Origin of the sequence: Methylobacterium sp. Leaf88 (assembly GCF_001422795.1) — a bacterium.
GTDB lineage: Bacteria > Pseudomonadota > Alphaproteobacteria > Rhizobiales > Beijerinckiaceae > Methylobacterium.
On sequence record NZ_LMMK01000024.1, the window covers coordinates 264,002 to 281,204 of the forward strand.

Sequence of the window (17,203 nt, forward strand, 5' to 3'; positions counted from 1 at the left end):
GTCAGGTCCCGGGCGGGGTGCTCCGATGCGTCCGGGGCAACAGTCACGCTCCCGATTGGTTCAACCGCGTCGTGCGCTGGCGCTCAAGGGCGGCGACGGACACGTGAATGTTACCGCCGCCGGGCGACGATGACTTGGCCGGGGACGTCGGCGCCGTTTTCCCGTCGCACGACGGCCGGCTCGGCGCGTTCGAGGGCGAGCCCCGCCCCCGCCAGGGTCTCCCGCACCAGCGCGTCGCCATGGGCGTAGCGCGCATCCGCTCCCAGGATGAGTCCGTCGCCCGGATGGGACTGCACCGTGAAGGCGAAGCGCCCGCCCGGGCGCAGGACGCGGGCGCTGCCGGAGACTACGCCGGCGAAATCGCCCACGTAGATCATGACGTCGGCGGCCGTGACGCAATCGGCCGAGGCGGGGGGCTCGGCACCGAGCGCCGCCACCAGCTCGCCCTCCACCAGCCGGTGATAGCCGCCACGCCGCCCGGCCTCGGCCAGCATCCCGGGCGAGAGGTCGATCCCGGTCAGGAACTGCGCCCGGCCGGCGAGGGCGGCCCCGACGAGCCCGGTACCGCAGCCGAGGTCGATCACCCACCCGAGGGGCGTGGCCGGACCTGCCGATGCCTCGAGCGCATCGGCGACGAGCGTATGCCCGCGATAGGACAGGCCCTCCACAAGGTGGCGGTCGAAGCGCGGCGCGTAGGCGTCGAACAGCGCCCGGACGTAGCCCGGCGAGATCGCGCTGGCGGCCTCGCCGGCGCCGATGCGAACCAGGGCGAGGCGGGCGCCCTGCGCGTCCTCGGGGTCGAGGTCGAGGGCGCTGGCATAGGCGCGCAGGGCCGCGTGGTGATCGCTGGCCCGCCCGCTCTGGGCGTACCGGCCTTCGCGGGCCCGGCCGAGGAGGAACCAGGCCGGGGCGAAGCGGGGGGCGATCTCCAGGGCCTGCTCCGCCATCTCGGCGGCAGCGTCCGGATCGCCGTCGTCGAGGCAGCCCTGGGCGTAGGCGTAGCGCCGGTCGGCGCGAAGGTCGCCGGAGGTGATCGTGCGGGACATGTGGCTGCGCATGGGCGTCGGGCGCCCTATATGCCGCGCCAATGAGTTTCAGCGCCAGCGATCTTCTCACCCTGACCCGCGAGGGCCTGTACTGCCCCCTCGGCGGCTTCCACGTGGATCCGACCTGGCCGGTGCCGCGCGCCCTCATCACCCACGGCCATGCCGACCATGCCCGGGCGGGGCACGGGCGCGTGATGGCCACGGGCGAGACCCTGCGCATCATGGCGGTGCGCTACGGCGCCGATTTCTGCGCGAGCCGGCAGGAGGCCCCCCTCGGCGAGGCGATCCGCATCGGCGACGTCACCGTGCGCTTCGCCCCCGCCGGGCACGTGCTCGGCTCGGCCCAGATCGCGATCGAGGCGCAGGGCGTGCGGGTGGTGGTGTCGGGCGATTACAAGCGCGCCGACGACCCGACCTGCCTGCCCTTCGAGGTGGTGCCCTGCGACGTCTTCATCACCGAGGCGACCTTCGGCCTGCCGGTGTTCCGGATGCCGGACACCCGCGACGAGGTGCAAAAGCTCCTCGATTCCGTGGCCCTGTTCCCCGAGCGCGCCCACATCGTCGGCGCCTACGCGCTCGGCAAGGCGCAGCGGGTGATGGCCCTGCTGCGGGAGGCCGGCTACGACCGGCCGATCTACCTGCACGGCGCCATGGAAAAGCTGACCGAGCTCTACAGGCAGGAGGGCATTCCGCTCGGCGAGACCCCCAAGGTGGTGGCCACCGAGCGGGCCAAGCTGCACGGCGCCATCGTGCTCTGCCCGCCCTCGTCGATCCAGGACGTCTGGTCGCGCAAGTTCCCCGACCCCGTGACGGCCTTCGCCTCGGGCTGGATGCGGGTGCGGGCCCGGGCCCGGCAGAAGGGGGTCGAGCTGCCCCTCTGCATCTCCGACCATTCCGACTGGCCCGATCTCTGCCGCACCATCCTGGAGACCGGGGCCGGGGAGGTCTGGGTCACCCACGGGCAGGAGGACGCCCTGGTGCACTGGTGCGGGACGAAGGGCATCAAGGCCAAGCCCCTGCACCTCCTCGGCTACGGCGACGACGGCGAGTCCGAGCCGGTCGCCCCGCCGGAGGAGGCCGTCGCATGAACGACTTCGCCCACCTCCTCGACCGCCTCGCCTACGAGCCGCGCCGCAACGCCAAGCTGCGCCTGCTGCAGGACTACTTCACCCACGCTCCCGACCCGGAGCGCGGCTACGCGCTCGCCGCGATGACCGGCGGCCTGACCTTTCGCGAGGCCAAGCCGGCGATGATCCGGGGCCTGGTCGAAGCCCGCGTCGACCCGGTGCTGTTCGGGCTGTCGCACAACTACGTGGGCGATCTGGCCGAGACCACAGCGCTGATCTGGCCGGCGCCCGTGCCCTCGGATGGCGAGCCGGTCATCGGCCCCGGCCACAACAATCCTCCCCCGCACGTGCCGACGCTCGCCGAGGTGGTCGAGACGCTGGGCACGGTGAAGAAGGCCGACCTGCCCGCCCGCATCGCCGCGTGGCTCGATGCCCTCGACGAGACCGGGCGCTGGGCGCTGCTGAAGCTCATCACCGGCGCGCTCCGCGTCGGCGTCTCGGCGCGCCTCGCCAAGACCGCCATCGGGGCGCTGGGCGGCCACGAGGCCGACGCGGTCGAGGAGGTCTGGCACGGGCTCGAGCCGCCCTACGCCAGCCTGTTCGCCTGGGTCGAGGGCCGGGGCGAGCGCCCCACCACCCTGAACCCGGCCCCGTTCCGGCCGCCGATGCTCTCCCACCCCATCGACGAGGAGGGCAATTTCGAAAAGCTCGATCCGGCGGCGTTTTCCGGCGAGTGGAAGTGGGACGGCATCCGGGTCCAGCTCGTCGGCGGACGGGACGCGGCCGGGGAACAGGTGGCGCGGATCTACTCGCGCACCGGCGAGGACATCTCCGGCGCCTTCCCGGATCTGGCCGAGGCGATCACCTTCTCGGGGGCCATCGACGGCGAGTTGCTGATCCTGCGCGAGCGCCGCGTGCAGAGCTTCAACGTGCTCCAGCAGCGCCTGAACCGGAAGGCCGTGACCCCGAAGCTCCTGGAGGAGTTCCCGGCCCATGTCCGCGCCTACGACCTGATGCAGGCGGACGGCGAGGACCTGCGCCCGCTGCCCTTCACCGAGCGCCGGGCTCGCCTGGAGGCGTTCGTCGCCGCCCTCGATCACGCCCGCATCGACCTCTCGCCCCTGGTGCCTTTCGCGACCTGGGCGGATCTGGCCGCGGCCCGCGCCGACCCGGCCGCCGTGGGGGCGGGCGAGGATGCCGACGCCATCGAGGGCGTCATGCTCAAGGCCCGCGACAGCGTCTACCTGCCGGGCCGGCCCAAGGGGCCGTGGTGGAAATGGAAGCGCGAGCCGTTCCGCGTCGACACCGTGATGATGTACGCCCAGCGCGGACACGGGAAGCGCTCGTCGTTCTACTCCGACTACACCTTCGGGGTCTGGCGCGCGCGCGAGGACGGCACGCCCGAGCTCGTGCCGGTCGGCAAGGCCTATCACGGCTTCACCGATGCCGAGCTGCAGAAGCTCGACCGCTACGTCCGCAACAACACCACCAAGCGCTTCGGCCCGGTGCGCGAGGTGTCCTACGGCCTCGACCACGGCCTCGTGCTGGAGATCGCCTTCGAGGGGGTGCAGCGCTCGACCCGGCACAAGTCGGGCGTCGCCATGCGGTTTCCCCGGGTGGCGCGCATCCGCTGGGACAAGCCGGCGGCGGAGGCCGACCGGATCGACGCCTTGGAGACCATCCTGGCCCGGGGCGAGCGCGAGATCGCGCCGGGCGAGACCCTGACGGAGGCGGACGCATGAGGCAGGCGGGCAAGATCTGTGCGCTGCAGGGCTTTGCCAGCGGCCCGGTGGCGCGTCAGGCGGCGGCCACGGTCACGGTCTCGACGCCCGGCCAGGGCTTCACCGACATCACCGGGGCGGTGGAGGCCTTCCGCGCGCAGAGCGGGATCGCGGAGGGCCTCGTCACCGTGTTCTGCCGGCACACCTCGGCCTCCCTGACCATCCAGGAAAATGCCGACCCCGATGTGCGGACCGACCTCCTTACCGCCCTCGACGGGCTCGCGCCGCGCCATGCCGGCTACGCGCACGGCGCCGAGGGGCCGGACGACATGCCGGCCCATATCCGCACGATGGTGACGGATTCGAATCTGGCGATCCCGGTGAGGGGCGGGCGCCTCGCCCTCGGCACCTGGCAGGGCATCTACCTCGTGGAGCACCGGGACCGGCCGCACCGCCGGGAAATCGTCCTGCAGGGGCTCGGCGCCTGAGAACCGGCCGGATCAGCGCCGGATCAGCACCACGCCGCCGATCAGGAGCGCCACGCCGACCACGCGGGTCGCGTCGAGTTCGCGCTGGGCGAGGCCGAGCCAGCCGAAATGGTCGAAGGCCACCGAGGCCAGCATCTGGCCGGTGACGAGGAGGGCCAGGAAGGTCGCCGCGCCGAGTTCCGGCACCAGGATCGTGGCGAGCGCGATGAAGACCGCGCCGAAGAACCCGCCGCTCCAGCCCCACCACGGAATGCGCCCGGTCAGGCTGGCCGCCGGCAGCGGGTCGCGCAGGGCCAGGGCCAGCACCACCATGGACAGGAGGCCGACGAAGTAGCTGGCGAAGCCCGCCCAGGCGGAGGAATTCAGGGCGATCCGCAGATTCGCGATCAGCGCCTGCTGCACCACGATGCTGGCGCCCGCCATGACGGAGAGGGCCACGGGAAGCAGGAGGTTGAGCATCGGCCTGGCACCTGTTCGGGACACGGGCGCCTTGACAACCATTCCGTGGCCATGCCGTCAAATGACGGATCGGCGCGTTTCCATGCGGATGGGGCATGATCAATCCGGGCCATCTCGATCTCTTTCGCGCGGTGATGCGCCATGGCGGGATGACCCGGGCCGCCGCCGCGCTGGGCATCGGCCAGCCGCACGTGAGCCGGGCCATGGCCCAGCTCGAGGCCGAGACCGGCCTTTCGCTGTTCGTGCGCGGCCACGGCACCGCCCGGCCGACGCCCGAGGGGGAGGCCTTCGCCCGCGAGGTCGAGCGGAGCCATGCCGGCCTCGAACAGCTGACCCACGCCGCCCGGCAGATCCGCGAGCTCGGCACCGGGCCCCTGCGCGTCGCCTGCCAGCCGTCCCTGGCCTCCCGCCTGCTGCCGCGGGCGATCCGGCGCCTCATGGCCGAGCATCCGGGCGCCCGCGTCGCCGTCCATGTGCCGAGCCCCGACACGATCTGGGCCTGGACCGCCTCGGGCCGGTGCGACCTCGGCCTCGCCCGCCCGCGCTCCGGCCATGCGGGGGTGGCGGCCGAGGGCTTCCTCACGGTCGACGCGGTCTGCGCCCTGCCGCGCCGGCACCGGCTGGCCCGCCGGCGCGCCATCGGGGTGGAGGACCTCGTCGGCGAGACCCTGATCGCCGGCGGTCCCGGCCTGTTCCAGGAGGCCGTCGAGGCGCGGTTCGCGGAGGCCGGGTGCGTGCCGCGCTTTCCCCTGATGGCCCAGTACACGGCGGCGCGCTGCGGGCTCGTCGCAGAGGGCCTGGGCCTCGCCATCGTCGATCCGGTCCCGGCCGGTGAACTCACCGGCCTGCCGATCGTGCTGCGCCCGTTCCGGCCGGCCCTGCCGATCGAGACCGCGCTGATCCGGCCGGCGGGCCGCCCGCCGGGGCGCCTCGCGGAGCGCCTGATCGACTTCCTTCGCCTGGAGCGCGACGCGCTGGTTCCGGAACCGATCCTCGCGCCCGATTGAGACCTGCGATCCCGAACCGAACTCACGTCCCGTCGCCGGGTTCTCAGCATATCGGCGACACGACACCGCACGTGGGAGAGATACGATGAAGGCTCTCGTCTGGCACGGCGCTCAGGACATTCGCTGCGACTCCGTCCCCGATCCCCGGATCGAGGACGACCGGGACGCGATCATCAAGGTCACGGCCTGCGCGATCTGCGGCTCGGACCTGCACCTCTACGACCACGTCATGCCCGGCATGGAGAAGGGCGACGTCATGGGTCACGAGTTCATGGGCGAGGTGGTCGAGACGGGGAAGGGCGTCGGCGGCAGCCTGCGCAAGGGCGAACGGGTGGTGATCCCGTTCACGATCATCTGCGGCGAATGCGACCAGTGCAAGCGCGGCTTCTTCTCGGTCTGCGAGCGCTCGAACCGCAACAAGCACCTCGCCGCCAAGGTCTTCGGGCACACCACCGCGGGCCTCTTCGGCTACACCCACCTCACCGGGGGCTATGCGGGCGGCCAGGCCGAGTACGTCCGCGTCCCCTTCGCGGACAAAACCCACATCAAGGTGCCGGAGGGGCTCACCGACGAGCAGGTCCTGTTCCTCGGCGACATCTTCCCCACCGGCTGGCAGGCGGCGGTGCAGGCGGACATCCAGCCCACCGACACCGTGGCGATCTGGGGCGCCGGCCCGGTCGGCCAGATGGCGATCCGCTCTGCGATCCTGCTCGGCGCCAGGCAGGTAGTGTGCATCGACCGCGTGCCCGAGCGCCTGGAGATGGCCCGGGCCGGGGGCGCCGTGACCATCGACAACGGCACGGAGAGCACCGTCGAGCGGCTGAATCAGCTCACGGCCGGCAAGGGTCCGGAGAAGTGCATCGATGCCGTCGGCATGGAGGCCCATTCTCCGCGCGCGCTCGAACAGGTCTACGACCGCGTCAAGCAGGCGGTGATGCTGGAGAGCGACCGGGCCAGCGTCCTGCGGGAAATGATCTATGTCTGCCGCCCGGCCGGCATCCTCTCCATCCCGGGGGTCTATGGCGGCCTCGTGGACAAGATCCCGATGGGCGCCCTGATGAACAAGGGCCTCACCGTCCGCACCGGGCAGACCCACGTCAACCGCTGGACCGACGACCTCGTGAAGCGGATCGCCGACGGGCAGATCGACCCCTCCTTCGTCATCACCCACCGGGGCCGCCTCGAAGACGGGCCCGATCTCTACAAGACGTTCCGCGACAAGAAGGACAACTGCATCAAGGTCGTGCTCCGGCCCTGAGCGCCGCCCGTTTTCCCGATGGAGGAAGTCCGCATGCCCGCATCCGCGTCCCGTCCGGATCCGACCGTTCGTTCCGGTCGGATGAGGCCCGAAGTCCCGCCCGCCCGGCTGTCCTCGGACCGCCGGCGCCGGCCCGATCCGGCCACGCGCCAGGTGGCGCAGGGCCTCGGCTGGTTCTCCCTCGCCCTCGGGATCACCGAGCTGACCTGCGGCGACGCCATCGCGCGCTGGCTCGGCATGCCCCGCGCCGGCGCGCTGGTGCGCGCCTATGGTGTGCGTGAGATCGTCCAGGGCGCCGGTATCCTCGGCTCCCACGATCCGACGCCGTGGATCTGGGCCCGGGTGGCCGGCGACGTCCTCGACGTCGCCACCGTCCTGCCCGGCCTCACGGGCGATCCGCGCCACCGCGCCAACACCGGCATCGCCCTCGGCGCCCTGGCGGGCGTCGGCGTGATCGACGTGCTCTGCGCCCAGGCCCTGTCCGACGCCCCCCTGGCGCCCTCGGAGCGCGTTCGTGCGGATTATCGGAGCCGGAGCGGTTTCCCGAAGGGCATCGACGCGATGCGCGGCGCCGCCCGCGACGTCCGGCCCCCCGAATTCACGACGCCGGAGGGGCTCCGGGCCTGGGCTTAGGGCGCGGACCGGGCGCGAATCGCCCGGTCGCGATGCGGGCGCCGCCGTACGGGGGTCGCTCCGCCCCACAGGCGGTCCCGGGCCGGCATCCCGCCATCGCCCGTCCGGGACCGCCCCGGCCGGGTGCTTGGCCTCAGTTCGACCGCCGCGACAGCGAGATCGCGTAGGCCGGCGAGCGGATGGCGAACATCGGGTCGTCGGCGGGGCCGGCCACGCCCGCGGGCAGGTCGACCACCGGATCGAAGGTCGCCGCGTCGCAGGTGGCGGCCGGCGCGAGGGCGGCGACCGCCAGGGTGCCGAGCTTGACCGACTTGCGATTCTCCTCGGGCCAGAGGACGGTGGGATCCTGGGTCGGATCGCCGGGCTCGCCGAGGATCGCCACGAGGTCGAACGTCGCCGGCCCCTGCGCGAGACGCGCCGTCAATTCGTCGGCGTAGAACGCGTCGGGCTTGGCCTTGGCCTCGTCGTCCGTGAGGCCGAGCTGGCCCGCCGTCGCCACCGTCTTCAGCTTGGCCACCGTGGCTTTTCCGGCGGCGTCGGTGAGCGTGTAGGCGTGGACGCCCCAGTAATCGACGCCCGCGTAGCTCGCCGGCACCGGGCGCGCGTTGAGCCAGGCCGCCTGCCGGGTCGTCTCGGGGTTGGCCACCCCGAACGCCTTGATCTTCTCGGCATCCGGTTTTCCGTCCGGTCCCGGCGCCCGCACGCTGGCGAAATCGAGCAATTGCTGCGGAGTCTTGGAGCCGAAGACCGGGGCCGAGATGAACACGAACACCATGTCGCCGGCGGGGTGGTTGATCCGCATGGAGAAGCCGCGCGTGACGGGCTTGGCCTTGTCGGAGACCTTCGGGTTGCTGCCCCCCATGGAGAAGCGGGCCGTCACCGGCAGGGGCTTCTCGGGGGCGCGGCTGAAGTGCGGCGCCTTGGACAGGCCCTGCGCTTCGGCCGAGGGCGTGAAGCTGCCCGTGACGCAGACGCCCTTGGCCCCGCTCCCGCGCACGTTCGGCTGATTGCCGCCGGCCTTGAACAGGGCGTCGACGATGGCCTGCGTCTCGGGTTCGGCCTTCGCAGGCGTCGAGCAGGCGAGGGCGGCGATACCGCCGAGGAGCAGCAGGTTCGGTCTCATCACGGGCGCACCCCACGGGCAAACGGATCGAGGTCGGGAGACAACGGAGCCGACACCCCGGGCGCGATCCCCGGGGTGTCGGCCGGGTCGGGCCTAGTAGCTGCCGAACTTGTAGTTCAGGCCGGCGCGGACGAGGCTGCCCTCGGTGGAGATGCGGCTGTTGTAGCCGACACCGGGACCGCCGACGCTGGCGACGAGCAGATTGCGGCTGCCGAGATCGTAGCGCAGGTATTCGGCCTTGAGGGTCACGGCGCTGGACTTGAAGAAGTTGAAGAACGAGTCCGTGGGCAGGGCGTACTCGATGCCGCCGCCATAGGCGTAGCCGGTCTCGATATTGGAGCGCGACCCCGCATAGGTGACGGGCAGGCCGGTGGTGAAGGTGATGCGCTGGGTGACGTCGCCGTAGGCGAAGCCGCCGGTCCCGTAGATCAGGAACTTGTCGAAGGCGTAGCCGATCCGGCCGCGGACGGTGCCGAGGAACGACAGCTCGGTGCGGTAGCTGTTGGTCAGCTGGTTCGGGTTGAAGACCGGGTTGAAGATGACCTGGGTCGTGGTGCGCTGGAGGTCGGTGTATTGCGCATCGGCTTCGAGGCCGACCACGATGCCGCTGCCCGGGGTGAACTGATAGTTGTAGCCGACCTGGCCGCCGCCGGTGAATCCTTCCGACGCATTCCGCACGGACGCCTGACGCAGGCCGTTGACGACGTTGTTCTGCAGCTGCGCGCCGCCGGGGGTGTTGATGCCCGTGGTGCGGATGGCGTCGTTCTCGCTGAAGGCGTAGCCGGCATTGATACCGAAATAGGCGCCCGTCCAGGTGAAGACCGGGATGGGCGTGAAGACCGGCGGGGGGGCCTGACGGCGGGGCAGGTCGGCGGCGGCGGCGGCGCTGGAGAGAAGCGCGGCGGCACCGCCGGCCAGGAGCAGCGTCTTGAGCATCGGCAAAGGGCCTTCGGGTTCAGGACTTTCGGGATGGAGGGACGGTGCCCGCCCACCCTCGACATGCCGATCCCTTGCGACCATGCATAGATCTTGCGGCGTTCAGGCGTCGTATTCCGAAGCAGATCCGCCGCTTTCCAATGCTGCAGTGATCCATCTGCAACAGAAATTCCAATGGATCTCCTGGTAATAAAATTTTCGTGATAGCGGATTAAAACAGAACTCTGTTCTTTACTGCACTATTGGGCGTCGGCTTGCCCAAGAGGGCGAATCGCGGCGCTCGGTATTGCGGCCTGAATCTGCGGCTCCGGCGTGAAGGGGGGCAGGGTCGCTCCGGGGCGGCGCCGCGGCTCGCATCCGCGATCGTCGCTGCCGATTTGCTGGCTGCCGAGGCCGGCTTTCCGGTCCTGCCCCTGCATTTCGCGCATGGCTCGGCGGAGGCCTTCCGGTCTCACCCGACTGTGACCTCTTCTCCGTGCAACGATCGACGCCGAGGCAACTTGGGCAGGGGTGCCGCCACGTTCGGGGCGAGCCTTTCATCCCTGTAGCAACGAGATGTTGATGACGCCTCAATTCTGGCTTTGGCTCGGCTTCGCGGGCATGGCGGCCGGTGCCGCCGCGATTCTGTTCCTCGGGAAGCGGCGGACCCCCGCGGAGGAGGCGGATGCCATCATCCACGGGATCGTGCCGATCATCGCGGCCTGTTCCTACTTCGCCATGGCGACGGGGCAGGGGAGCATCGCCCTGCCGGCCGGTCCGGAAGCGGCCGACGCCGCGCGGCAGTTCTACTTCGCCCGCTACATCGACTGGACCTTCACCACGCCCCTGCTGCTCGTCGGCCTCGCCCGCACGGCGATGCATTCGGGGATGCGCCGTCCGGCCGTCGTCTGGGGCCTCGTCGGCTCCGACCTGATCATGATCGTCACCGCCCTGGCCTTCGGCCTCTCGACGGTCGCCTGGGTGAAGTGGACCTGGTTCGCCATCTCCTGCGGCGCGTTCCTGGCCGTGTTCTACGGGATCTTCGTGCAGCTGCGGGAGGAGAACGCCGCCGAACGGGCCGATGTTCGCTCCGCCTTCCTGCGCAACGCCGTGTTCCTCTCGGCGGTCTGGTGCGCCTATCCGGTGGTGCTCCTCGTCGGCCAGGACGGCCTCGGCTTCCTGTCCCCCGCCGTGGCCCTGGCCGTGGTGGCGATCCTCGATCTGACCGCGAAGGTGGTCTACGGCGTGATGGCGACGCTGCAGACCACGCGGGCCGTCGACCGGGACCTCGCCGAAGGCAAGGTCACGGCCAAGCCCCTGCGCCGGGCGGCCTGATCCGGATGGCGGCGCGCGCCTCCCTCGTGGGGCTCCTGCCCCTGGCGGGGGCCGGCGCGGCGCTCGCCCTCGTCGCCTCCGCGGCCCTGCCGCGCGAGGCGTCCTGGCTCGCGCCCCTGGCGATGGTGATCGGGCTCGGCGTGCCGCACGGCGCCCTGGACGGGGCCGTGGCGGCGCCCCTGCTGCGCCCCCGCTTCGGATGGGCCTGGTTCGGGATCTTCGCGGTTCCGTATCTGGGCCTCGCGGGCCTGGTCCTGCTCGCCTGGCAGGTCGCCCCGCTGGCGACCCTGGCGGGCTTCCTCGCCCTGTCGGTCCTGCATTTCGGCGAGGAGGATGCCGGCCCGGACCGGCCCGTCGAGGTCCTGGTGCGCGGGGGGCTGCCGGTCGCGCTGCCGGCGCTGTTGCGGCCCGAGGAGACCGCCGGGCTGTTCGCGGCCGTCACGCGCCTGCCGATGCAGGAGATTCCCGGCTGGTGGGTGGCGGCGTCCTGGGTCTGGCTCGCCCTCGCGGCCTCCTGGGTGTTCGCGGGGCGGCGACCCTGGTCCGTGCGCGGCGAGATGGCCGCCCTGGCGGCCGCCTTCTGGCTGCTGCCGCCGCTCACCGCCTTCACCCTGTACTTCGTCGGACTCCACGGTCCCCGGCACATGCGGGCGCTGGTGCGCGATCCGACCCGGGCGCCGGGCATCGACACGATGGGCAAGGCCGTCCGCGCGTCGCTGCCGGTGTTCGGCCTGACGCTCCTGCTCGGCGCAGCCCTGTGGCCGCTCTACGCCGGCGGCACGGACGACCCCGCCGCCACTCTGCTGTGCCTCACCCTGCGGATGCTGTCGGCCCTGACGGTGCCGCACGTCCTCCTCGACCGGATCGCGGCCCGGGCGCCGGCGGTTCAGGCGACCGATTCGGCGACGAACATGGCATAGCCCCGGGCCCGTAGATCACAGGCCGGGCACTGGCCGCAGCCGTGTCCCCAGGGATGGCGGTCCCCGCGGGTGCCGAGGTAGCAGGTGTGGCTGTCCTCGACGACGAGATCGACCAGCGGCTGTCCGCCGAGGTCCCGGGCCAGGGCCCAGGTCTCGGCCTTGTCGATCCACATCAAGGGCGTGTGCAGGACGAAGCGCCGGTCCATGCCGAGGTTCAGCGCCACCTGCAGCGCCTTGATGGTGTCGTCCCGGCAATCCGGGTAGCCCGAATAGTCGGTCTCGCACATGCCGCCGACGAGGTGCGTCAGCGCGCGGCGATAGGCCAGCGCCGCCGCGAAGGTCAGGAACAGGAGGTTGCGGCCCGGCACGAAGGTGTTGGGCAATCCGCCGGCCTCGAACGCGATGGCGGTGTCGCGGGTGAGGGCCGTCTCGGAGACCTGGCCCAGGGCGTCGAGGGCGAGCGTATGGTCGTCGCCGAGGCGCGCGGCCCATTCGGGTTTCAGGGCCGCGATCCCCGTCCGCAGGGCGTCCCGGCAGTCGAGTTCGATCCGGTGGCGCTGGCCGTAATCGAAGCCGAGGGTCTCGACATGCGCGAAGCGCTCCAGGGCCCAGGCGAGGCAGGTGGTGGAATCCTGGCCCCCCGAGAACAGGACCAGGGCGCGCCCCGCGCTCATCGCTGGCTCTCGCCCTCGTACTCAGCCCAGGACATCGGCGTCTCGTAGACCTTCACGGAGGAGAGGGCCGGCAGCGCCGCCTTGGTGCGGTCCCAGATCCAGGACGCGATGTGCTCGGCGGTGGGGTTCTCCAGCCCCTCGATCTCGTTGAGGCAGTAATGGTCGAGGCGCGCCAGCACCGGCGCGAAGGCGTGCTCGACGTCGAAGAAATCCACCACCCAGCCGCTGGCCGGGTCGACGGCCCCCGAGAGGGTGAGCTCGACCCGGTAGGAATGCCCGTGCATGCGGTGGCAGCGATGGGTCTCGGGCACGTTCGGCAGGCGGTGGGCCGCCTCGAAGGTGAAGGCTTGGGTAATCTTCATCGAGCAATCTTCATGGTGCGAGCGGCAGGGACCCTCAGGGAATCCCGATGATCTTGTGGGTCTGGAGCGAGAGGCGCCAGCGCGCGTCGCGCCGGCAATAGGCGACCGCCTCGGCGGTGTGGGCGAGCCGGTCCGGCCCGTCCATGGGCTGGAGCCAGTGGTGGCGGAAGTCGAGATCCGCGAAGGCCTCCGGTCCCGCCTCCGCCTGCGGGAAGACGAGCTTGAGCTCGTGCCCGCTGCGCTGGACGATCGGATTGCCGGCCTTGGGGCTGACGCAGATCCAGTCGATCCCGGCCGGGGCCGCCAGGGTGCCGTTGGTCTCCACCGCGATCTCGAAGCCGGCTGCGTGGACGGCCGCGATCAGGGCGTCGTCGAGCTGGAGCAGCGGCTCGCCGCCGGTGAACACGACGTAGCGGTGACGCGGCCCGCCGGCCCAGGTCTTCGCGATGGCGTCGGCCAGGTCCGGCGCCGTGGAAAAGCGCCCGCCGCCCTCGCCATCCATCCCGACGAAGTCGGTGTCGCAGAACCGGCAGGCCGCGGTGGCGCGGTCCTCCTCGCGGCCCGACCAGAGATTGCAGCCGGAAAAGCGGCAGAACACCGCCGCGCGGCCGGCCTGCGCGCCCTCGCCCTGCAGGGTGTGGAACAGTTCCTTGACTGCGTACGCCATCACGTCCTCGGTACCCGCCCCGGCGAACCGTCCGGGCCAAGCGCACCCCATCCTCTGAAACATCCGTCGGCCGCGATAAGCGCCCCACGCGCACATAAGCGGTCCCCGGCGCGGGCACCACGGGGCCCGGCGGCCCCCACCCATGCGGAGGGCGGCGGTATACCATGATTTCGCCGGCCTCTCGCATCTGCGAGAGGCTCTGCCATGCTCCTGCCACGGAACGCGGCTTTGTGGAGACCGTGTCACGATCCGGCGAGGCGCGCTTGCCGCCGCTCCCGGAGGGGTGGCATGCCAGCTTGGCCGTTGACCGGCTTCCCGCTAGGGCCGATCATCGATCGGGCCGGGGCGTTCCTTCTTGAGACAGGCCTGATGTCGAACGGATTGTTGAGGCGCCTCGTCGTCGGTCTCGCGGTGGCGGCGGGCCTGCTGGGTGCGGGTTCCGCGAGCGCCACCACCGCACCGATCCTCGTGGTCGATGTCGATTCCGGCAAGGTGATCTACGGGCAGGCGGCCACGGACCCGTGGTTCCCGGCCTCCATCACCAAGCTGATGACGACCTACGTCGCCCTGGACCTCGTCCGGCAGGGCAAGCTCTCCCTCGACACGCTCCTGACCATCTCGCCGGCGGCCGCCGCCGAGCCGCCCTCGAAGATGGGGTTCCGCCCGGGCACCAAGCTCACCCTCGACAACGCCCTGAAGATCATCATGGTCAAGTCGGCCAACGACGTGGCCTGGGCGATCGGCGAGAATCTCGGCGGCTCCGTCGAGGGCTTCGCCCAGATGATGAACGAGACCGCCCAGCGCATCGGCATGCGCGAGAGCCGCTGGACCAACCCCAACGGCCTGCCCGATGCCCGGCAATGGACCTCGGCGCGCGACATGGCGGTCCTCGGGCGCGCCCTGATCCGCGACTTCCCCGAGAGCCGCGCGTTGTTCTCGATCAGCGCGATCCAGTTCGGCCGCTCGGTGATGGCCAACCACAACGGTCTCCTGGGCCGCTATGCCGGCGCCGACGGCATGAAGACCGGCTTCATCTGCTCGGGCGGCTTCAACGTGGTGGCGACCGCGACCCGCAACGGACGCCGCATCCTCACCGTGGTGATGGGCCAGCCCAGCGCCCGCGAGCGCGACCTGAAGGCGGCCGACCTGTTCGACTACGGCTTCAGCCAGTCCCCCGGCTGGGGCGCCCAGACCCTCGACGCCCTGCCGTCCTCCGGCCTCTCGGAGCCGCCGGACATGCGGCCCTACATCTGCGACCGCAAGAAGCCGATGCCGGTGGACGAGGGCCAGGGCGCCATCACGGCCAGCGCGAGCGCCGCGGGCGCCAGCGCCGACAACGCCAACGCGCAGCTGATGGCCGCCGCCGCTCCGCCGTCCGCGGCGCTGGCCTTCGCCACCATGAACAGCGCCGCCCTGCGCAACCGCGCCCTGCCGCCCCGCGCCCCGCTGCAGCCGATCCTGGTCTGGATCGGCCGCGACCCGGCCGAGGGCGCCATTGCGCTGAACGAGCAGGAAGAGGCCGAGAAGGCGGAGAAGGCCGCCAAGCTCGCGGAGGCCCGCAAGGCCAAGCTCGAGGCGGTCGCGGCCAAGCGCGAGGCCGCCCACCAGGCCAAGGCGGCCGCCCCCGCCCCGAAGGCCGCCGCCAAAGCGACGGGCAAACCCGAGCCGAAGAAGGCCCTCGCCCGCGGCAAGGCCGGCGTTCCGGCCACGGCCAGCGCCTACGCCCCCGCCGAGTCGACGCCCGTGATGGAGGGCGCCCCGAAGCTGAAGGTCGGCGCGGTCAAGAAGCCGGCGGCGAAGGCGGCCCCCAAGGCGGGTGCCAAGGCCGAGAACAAGCCGGCCGGTGCCGCCGCCAAGGCGAAGGCGACCAAGGCGGCCAGCAAGGCCCAGGCGGACGAGTAGGACGGTTTCGGGGGGCGGTTCGCGCGGTGCGGCCGGCCTCGCCCACGGGTCCGTTTCAGCCCCACGTCATTCCGGGGCCGCGGAGCGGAGCCCGGAATCCAGACACGCCGAGGGTGCAGGACTGTCCAAAGTCAGCGGTTCTGGATTCCGGGCTCGCCTTCGGCGCCCCGGAATGACGGTATGCGTTACATCATGCGTTCCGGGACGACGGCCCTGCTTCAGCCCCATGTGCCAACCCCACACGTGTGTGTTCTGTAACATTATAACACCCACGAGGATTGAGCGCCGCCGCCCGGAGGGCTAGGTCAGGGGGATGACCGACCTGTCCAAGCCCGATCCCCGCGCGCCCGAGCCGATCCCGCTCACCGTCCTCACCGGCTTCCTCGGGGCCGGCAAGACGACGCTGCTGAACCGGATGCTGCGCGATCCGGCGCTGGCCGACACCGTGGTCATCGTCAACGAGTTCGGCGAGATCGGCCTCGACCATCTGCTGATCGAGCGGATCGACGAGGACATGGTCCTGCTGGGGGCGGGCTGCCTGTGCTGCACGGTGCGGGGCGATCTCATCGCGACGCTGGAAGACCTGCTGCGCAAGCGAGACAACGGCCGCATCCAGCCCTTTCGCCGGGTGGTGATCGAGACGACGGGCCTCGCCGACCCCGCCCCGATCCTGCACGCGCTGATCTACCACCCCTATCTCGTCATCCGGTACCGTCTGCAGGGCGTCGTCACCGTGGTCGACGCGGTCAACGGCGCCGCGACCCTCGACGCCCATGCCGAGGCCGTGCGGCAGGTGGCGGTGGCCGACCAGATCGTGGTGACGAAACGGGATCTGGCGGAGGATGACGGCCGCGCCCTGGAGGCGCGCCTGCGGGCCCTGAACCCGACGGCGCCCCTGCACGCGGCCGCGGTGGCGCCCGCCGAGCTCCTCGGCGGCCTGTTCGGCCTCGACGGCAAGAGCGATGACGTGCGCGCCTGGCTCGGCGAAGAGGCCGCGCGCGAGGCCCATCACGGGCACGACCACGCGGGGCACCACCACCACGGCCACCACCGGCACGACGTGAACCGGCACGATGCCGCGATCCGCGCCTTCAGCCTGACCAGCGACGTGCCCGTGCCCCGGGCCGCCTTCGAGATGTTCCTCGATCTCCTGCGCTCGGCCCACGGTCCGAACCTGCTGCGCCTGAAGGGGCTCGTGGCCCTGGCCGATGCCCCCGACCGGCCGCTGGTGGTGCACGGGGTGCAGCACGTGATCCACGCCCCGGTCCATCTCGAGGCCTGGCCCGATGCTGACCATCGCTCGCGCCTCGTCCTGATTCTGCGCGACCTCGACCCGGCCTTCGTCACCCGCCTGTGGGACGCCTTCCTCGGACGGCCGCGCATCGATGCGCCCGACGCGGCGGCGCTGACCCACAATCCCCTGGCGATTCCGGGCGGCTAGGGCAATTTCGGTGATCTCTGGATCACCGAAATTGCCCTAATCTATTGTGTGGTCGCATTTTCTTCACGCGAGCCGGAATCCCCCTCGCTTGAACATGCTCTAGGAGGCACCCCGTCCGGAAACGGGCGGCACCGATCTTGAAATCTTAATGCCGACTGGCGCCTCGGGGCGCCCCAGTGTCCCGG

At 71.3% G+C, this 17,203-nt stretch carries 17 protein-coding genes; 10 read left to right on the forward strand and 7 right to left on the reverse strand.

What is annotated here, in order from left to right:
- Window positions 1-110 precede the first annotated feature (110 nt).
- Window positions 111-1,046 (reverse strand): methyltransferase domain-containing protein, encoded by a 936-nt coding sequence (locus tag ASF20_RS15540; RefSeq protein WP_056215400.1) that lies wholly within the window; start codon window positions 1,044-1,046, stop codon window positions 111-113.
- Between the two features lie 41 nt (window positions 1,047-1,087).
- Between ASF20_RS15540 and ASF20_RS15545 the strand changes: the two genes are divergently transcribed.
- The 3 genes from ASF20_RS15545 to ASF20_RS15555 are packed head-to-tail and all read left to right on the forward strand — an operon-like array spanning window position 1,088 to window position 4,322.
- Window positions 1,088-2,134, forward strand: coding sequence for a ligase-associated DNA damage response exonuclease (locus ASF20_RS15545; protein ID WP_056275492.1), 1,047 nt, complete (start codon window positions 1,088-1,090; stop codon window positions 2,132-2,134).
- On the forward strand, window positions 2,131-3,855 hold the full coding sequence (locus ASF20_RS15550) for a cisplatin damage response ATP-dependent DNA ligase (protein WP_056275495.1): 1,725 nt from the start codon (window positions 2,131-2,133) through the stop codon (window positions 3,853-3,855). The genes ASF20_RS15545 and ASF20_RS15550 overlap by 4 nt, the downstream gene beginning before the upstream one ends.
- Entirely contained in the window at window positions 3,852-4,322 is a 471-nt protein-coding gene (locus ASF20_RS15555; RefSeq protein WP_056275499.1) for a secondary thiamine-phosphate synthase enzyme YjbQ, read from the forward strand. The genes ASF20_RS15550 and ASF20_RS15555 overlap by 4 nt, the downstream gene beginning before the upstream one ends.
- Window positions 4,323-4,334: 12 nt before the next feature.
- On the opposite strand, the gene ASF20_RS15560 is transcribed toward ASF20_RS15555, so the two are convergent.
- Window positions 4,335-4,781 carry a DMT family transporter gene (locus tag ASF20_RS15560; RefSeq protein ID WP_056215022.1) on the reverse strand — a complete coding sequence of 149 codons (447 nt, stop codon included), beginning with the start codon at window positions 4,779-4,781 and terminating at the stop codon, window positions 4,335-4,337.
- A 95-nt stretch (window positions 4,782-4,876) separates the two neighbouring features.
- Between ASF20_RS15560 and ASF20_RS15565 the strand changes: the two genes are divergently transcribed.
- The 3 genes from ASF20_RS15565 (at window position 4,877) to ASF20_RS15575 (ending at window position 7,679) form a co-directional block, all read left to right on the forward strand.
- The gene (locus ASF20_RS15565; protein ID WP_056275502.1) at window positions 4,877-5,788 is read left to right on the forward strand and encodes a LysR family transcriptional regulator; all 912 of its coding nucleotides are present in this window, start codon (window positions 4,877-4,879) and stop codon (window positions 5,786-5,788) included.
- 85 nt (window positions 5,789-5,873) lie between these two features.
- Entirely contained in the window at window positions 5,874-7,046 is a 1,173-nt protein-coding gene (locus tag ASF20_RS15570; protein WP_056275505.1) for a zinc-dependent alcohol dehydrogenase, read from the forward strand.
- Window positions 7,047-7,127: 81 nt separating this feature from the next.
- Window positions 7,128-7,679, forward strand: a complete 552-nt coding sequence (locus ASF20_RS15575; RefSeq protein WP_056275507.1) for a hypothetical protein — start codon at window positions 7,128-7,130, stop codon at window positions 7,677-7,679.
- A gap of 133 nt (window positions 7,680-7,812) precedes the next feature.
- Here ASF20_RS15575 and ASF20_RS15580 read toward each other — a convergent pair whose 3' ends face one another.
- Entirely contained in the window at window positions 7,813-8,802 is a 990-nt protein-coding gene (locus tag ASF20_RS15580) for a catalase family peroxidase (protein WP_056275510.1), read from the reverse strand.
- A 93-nt stretch (window positions 8,803-8,895) separates the two neighbouring features.
- Window positions 8,896-9,738: a porin family protein gene (locus tag ASF20_RS15585; RefSeq protein ID WP_056275513.1), complete on the reverse strand. Its 843-nt coding sequence runs from the start codon at window positions 9,736-9,738 to the stop codon at window positions 8,896-8,898.
- Between the two features lie 561 nt (window positions 9,739-10,299).
- Here ASF20_RS15585 and ASF20_RS15595 point away from each other — a divergent pair.
- Window positions 10,300-11,052, forward strand: a complete 753-nt coding sequence (locus ASF20_RS15595) for a bacteriorhodopsin (RefSeq protein WP_056275516.1) — start codon at window positions 10,300-10,302, stop codon at window positions 11,050-11,052.
- A gap of 5 nt (window positions 11,053-11,057) precedes the next feature.
- Window positions 11,058-11,972 carry a Brp/Blh family beta-carotene 15,15'-dioxygenase gene (locus ASF20_RS15600; protein WP_056275520.1) on the forward strand — a complete coding sequence of 305 codons (915 nt, stop codon included), beginning with the start codon at window positions 11,058-11,060 and terminating at the stop codon, window positions 11,970-11,972.
- Here ASF20_RS15600 and queC read toward each other — a convergent pair.
- From queC to queE, 3 genes are read right to left on the reverse strand one after another with little or no spacing between them, the layout of a single operon-like run.
- A complete protein-coding gene (gene queC / locus ASF20_RS15605) occupies window positions 11,939-12,646 on the reverse strand; it encodes a 7-cyano-7-deazaguanine synthase QueC (protein ID WP_056275523.1) in 708 nt (235 codons plus the stop codon). The two genes, ASF20_RS15600 and queC, sit on opposite strands and share 34 nt — an antisense overlap.
- Window positions 12,643-13,008 carry a 6-carboxytetrahydropterin synthase QueD gene (gene queD / locus ASF20_RS15610; protein WP_056275526.1) on the reverse strand — a complete coding sequence of 122 codons (366 nt, stop codon included), beginning with the start codon at window positions 13,006-13,008 and terminating at the stop codon, window positions 12,643-12,645. Before queD ends, queC begins: the two co-directional genes overlap by 4 nt.
- Before the next feature lie 34 nt (window positions 13,009-13,042).
- A complete protein-coding gene (gene queE / locus ASF20_RS15615; RefSeq protein ID WP_056275529.1) occupies window positions 13,043-13,675 on the reverse strand; it encodes a 7-carboxy-7-deazaguanine synthase in 633 nt (210 codons plus the stop codon).
- Between the two features lie 369 nt (window positions 13,676-14,044).
- Here queE and ASF20_RS15620 point away from each other — a divergent pair, with 369 nt between their 5' ends.
- Together ASF20_RS15620 and ASF20_RS15625 are read left to right on the forward strand one after the other, a co-directional pair.
- Window positions 14,045-15,577, forward strand: a complete 1,533-nt coding sequence (locus ASF20_RS15620) for a D-alanyl-D-alanine carboxypeptidase family protein (protein ID WP_056275531.1) — start codon at window positions 14,045-14,047, stop codon at window positions 15,575-15,577.
- A 313-nt stretch (window positions 15,578-15,890) separates the two neighbouring features.
- Entirely contained in the window at window positions 15,891-17,018 is a 1,128-nt protein-coding gene (locus ASF20_RS15625) for a GTP-binding protein (RefSeq protein WP_056275534.1), read from the forward strand.
- Window positions 17,019-17,203: the final 185 nt, after the last annotated feature.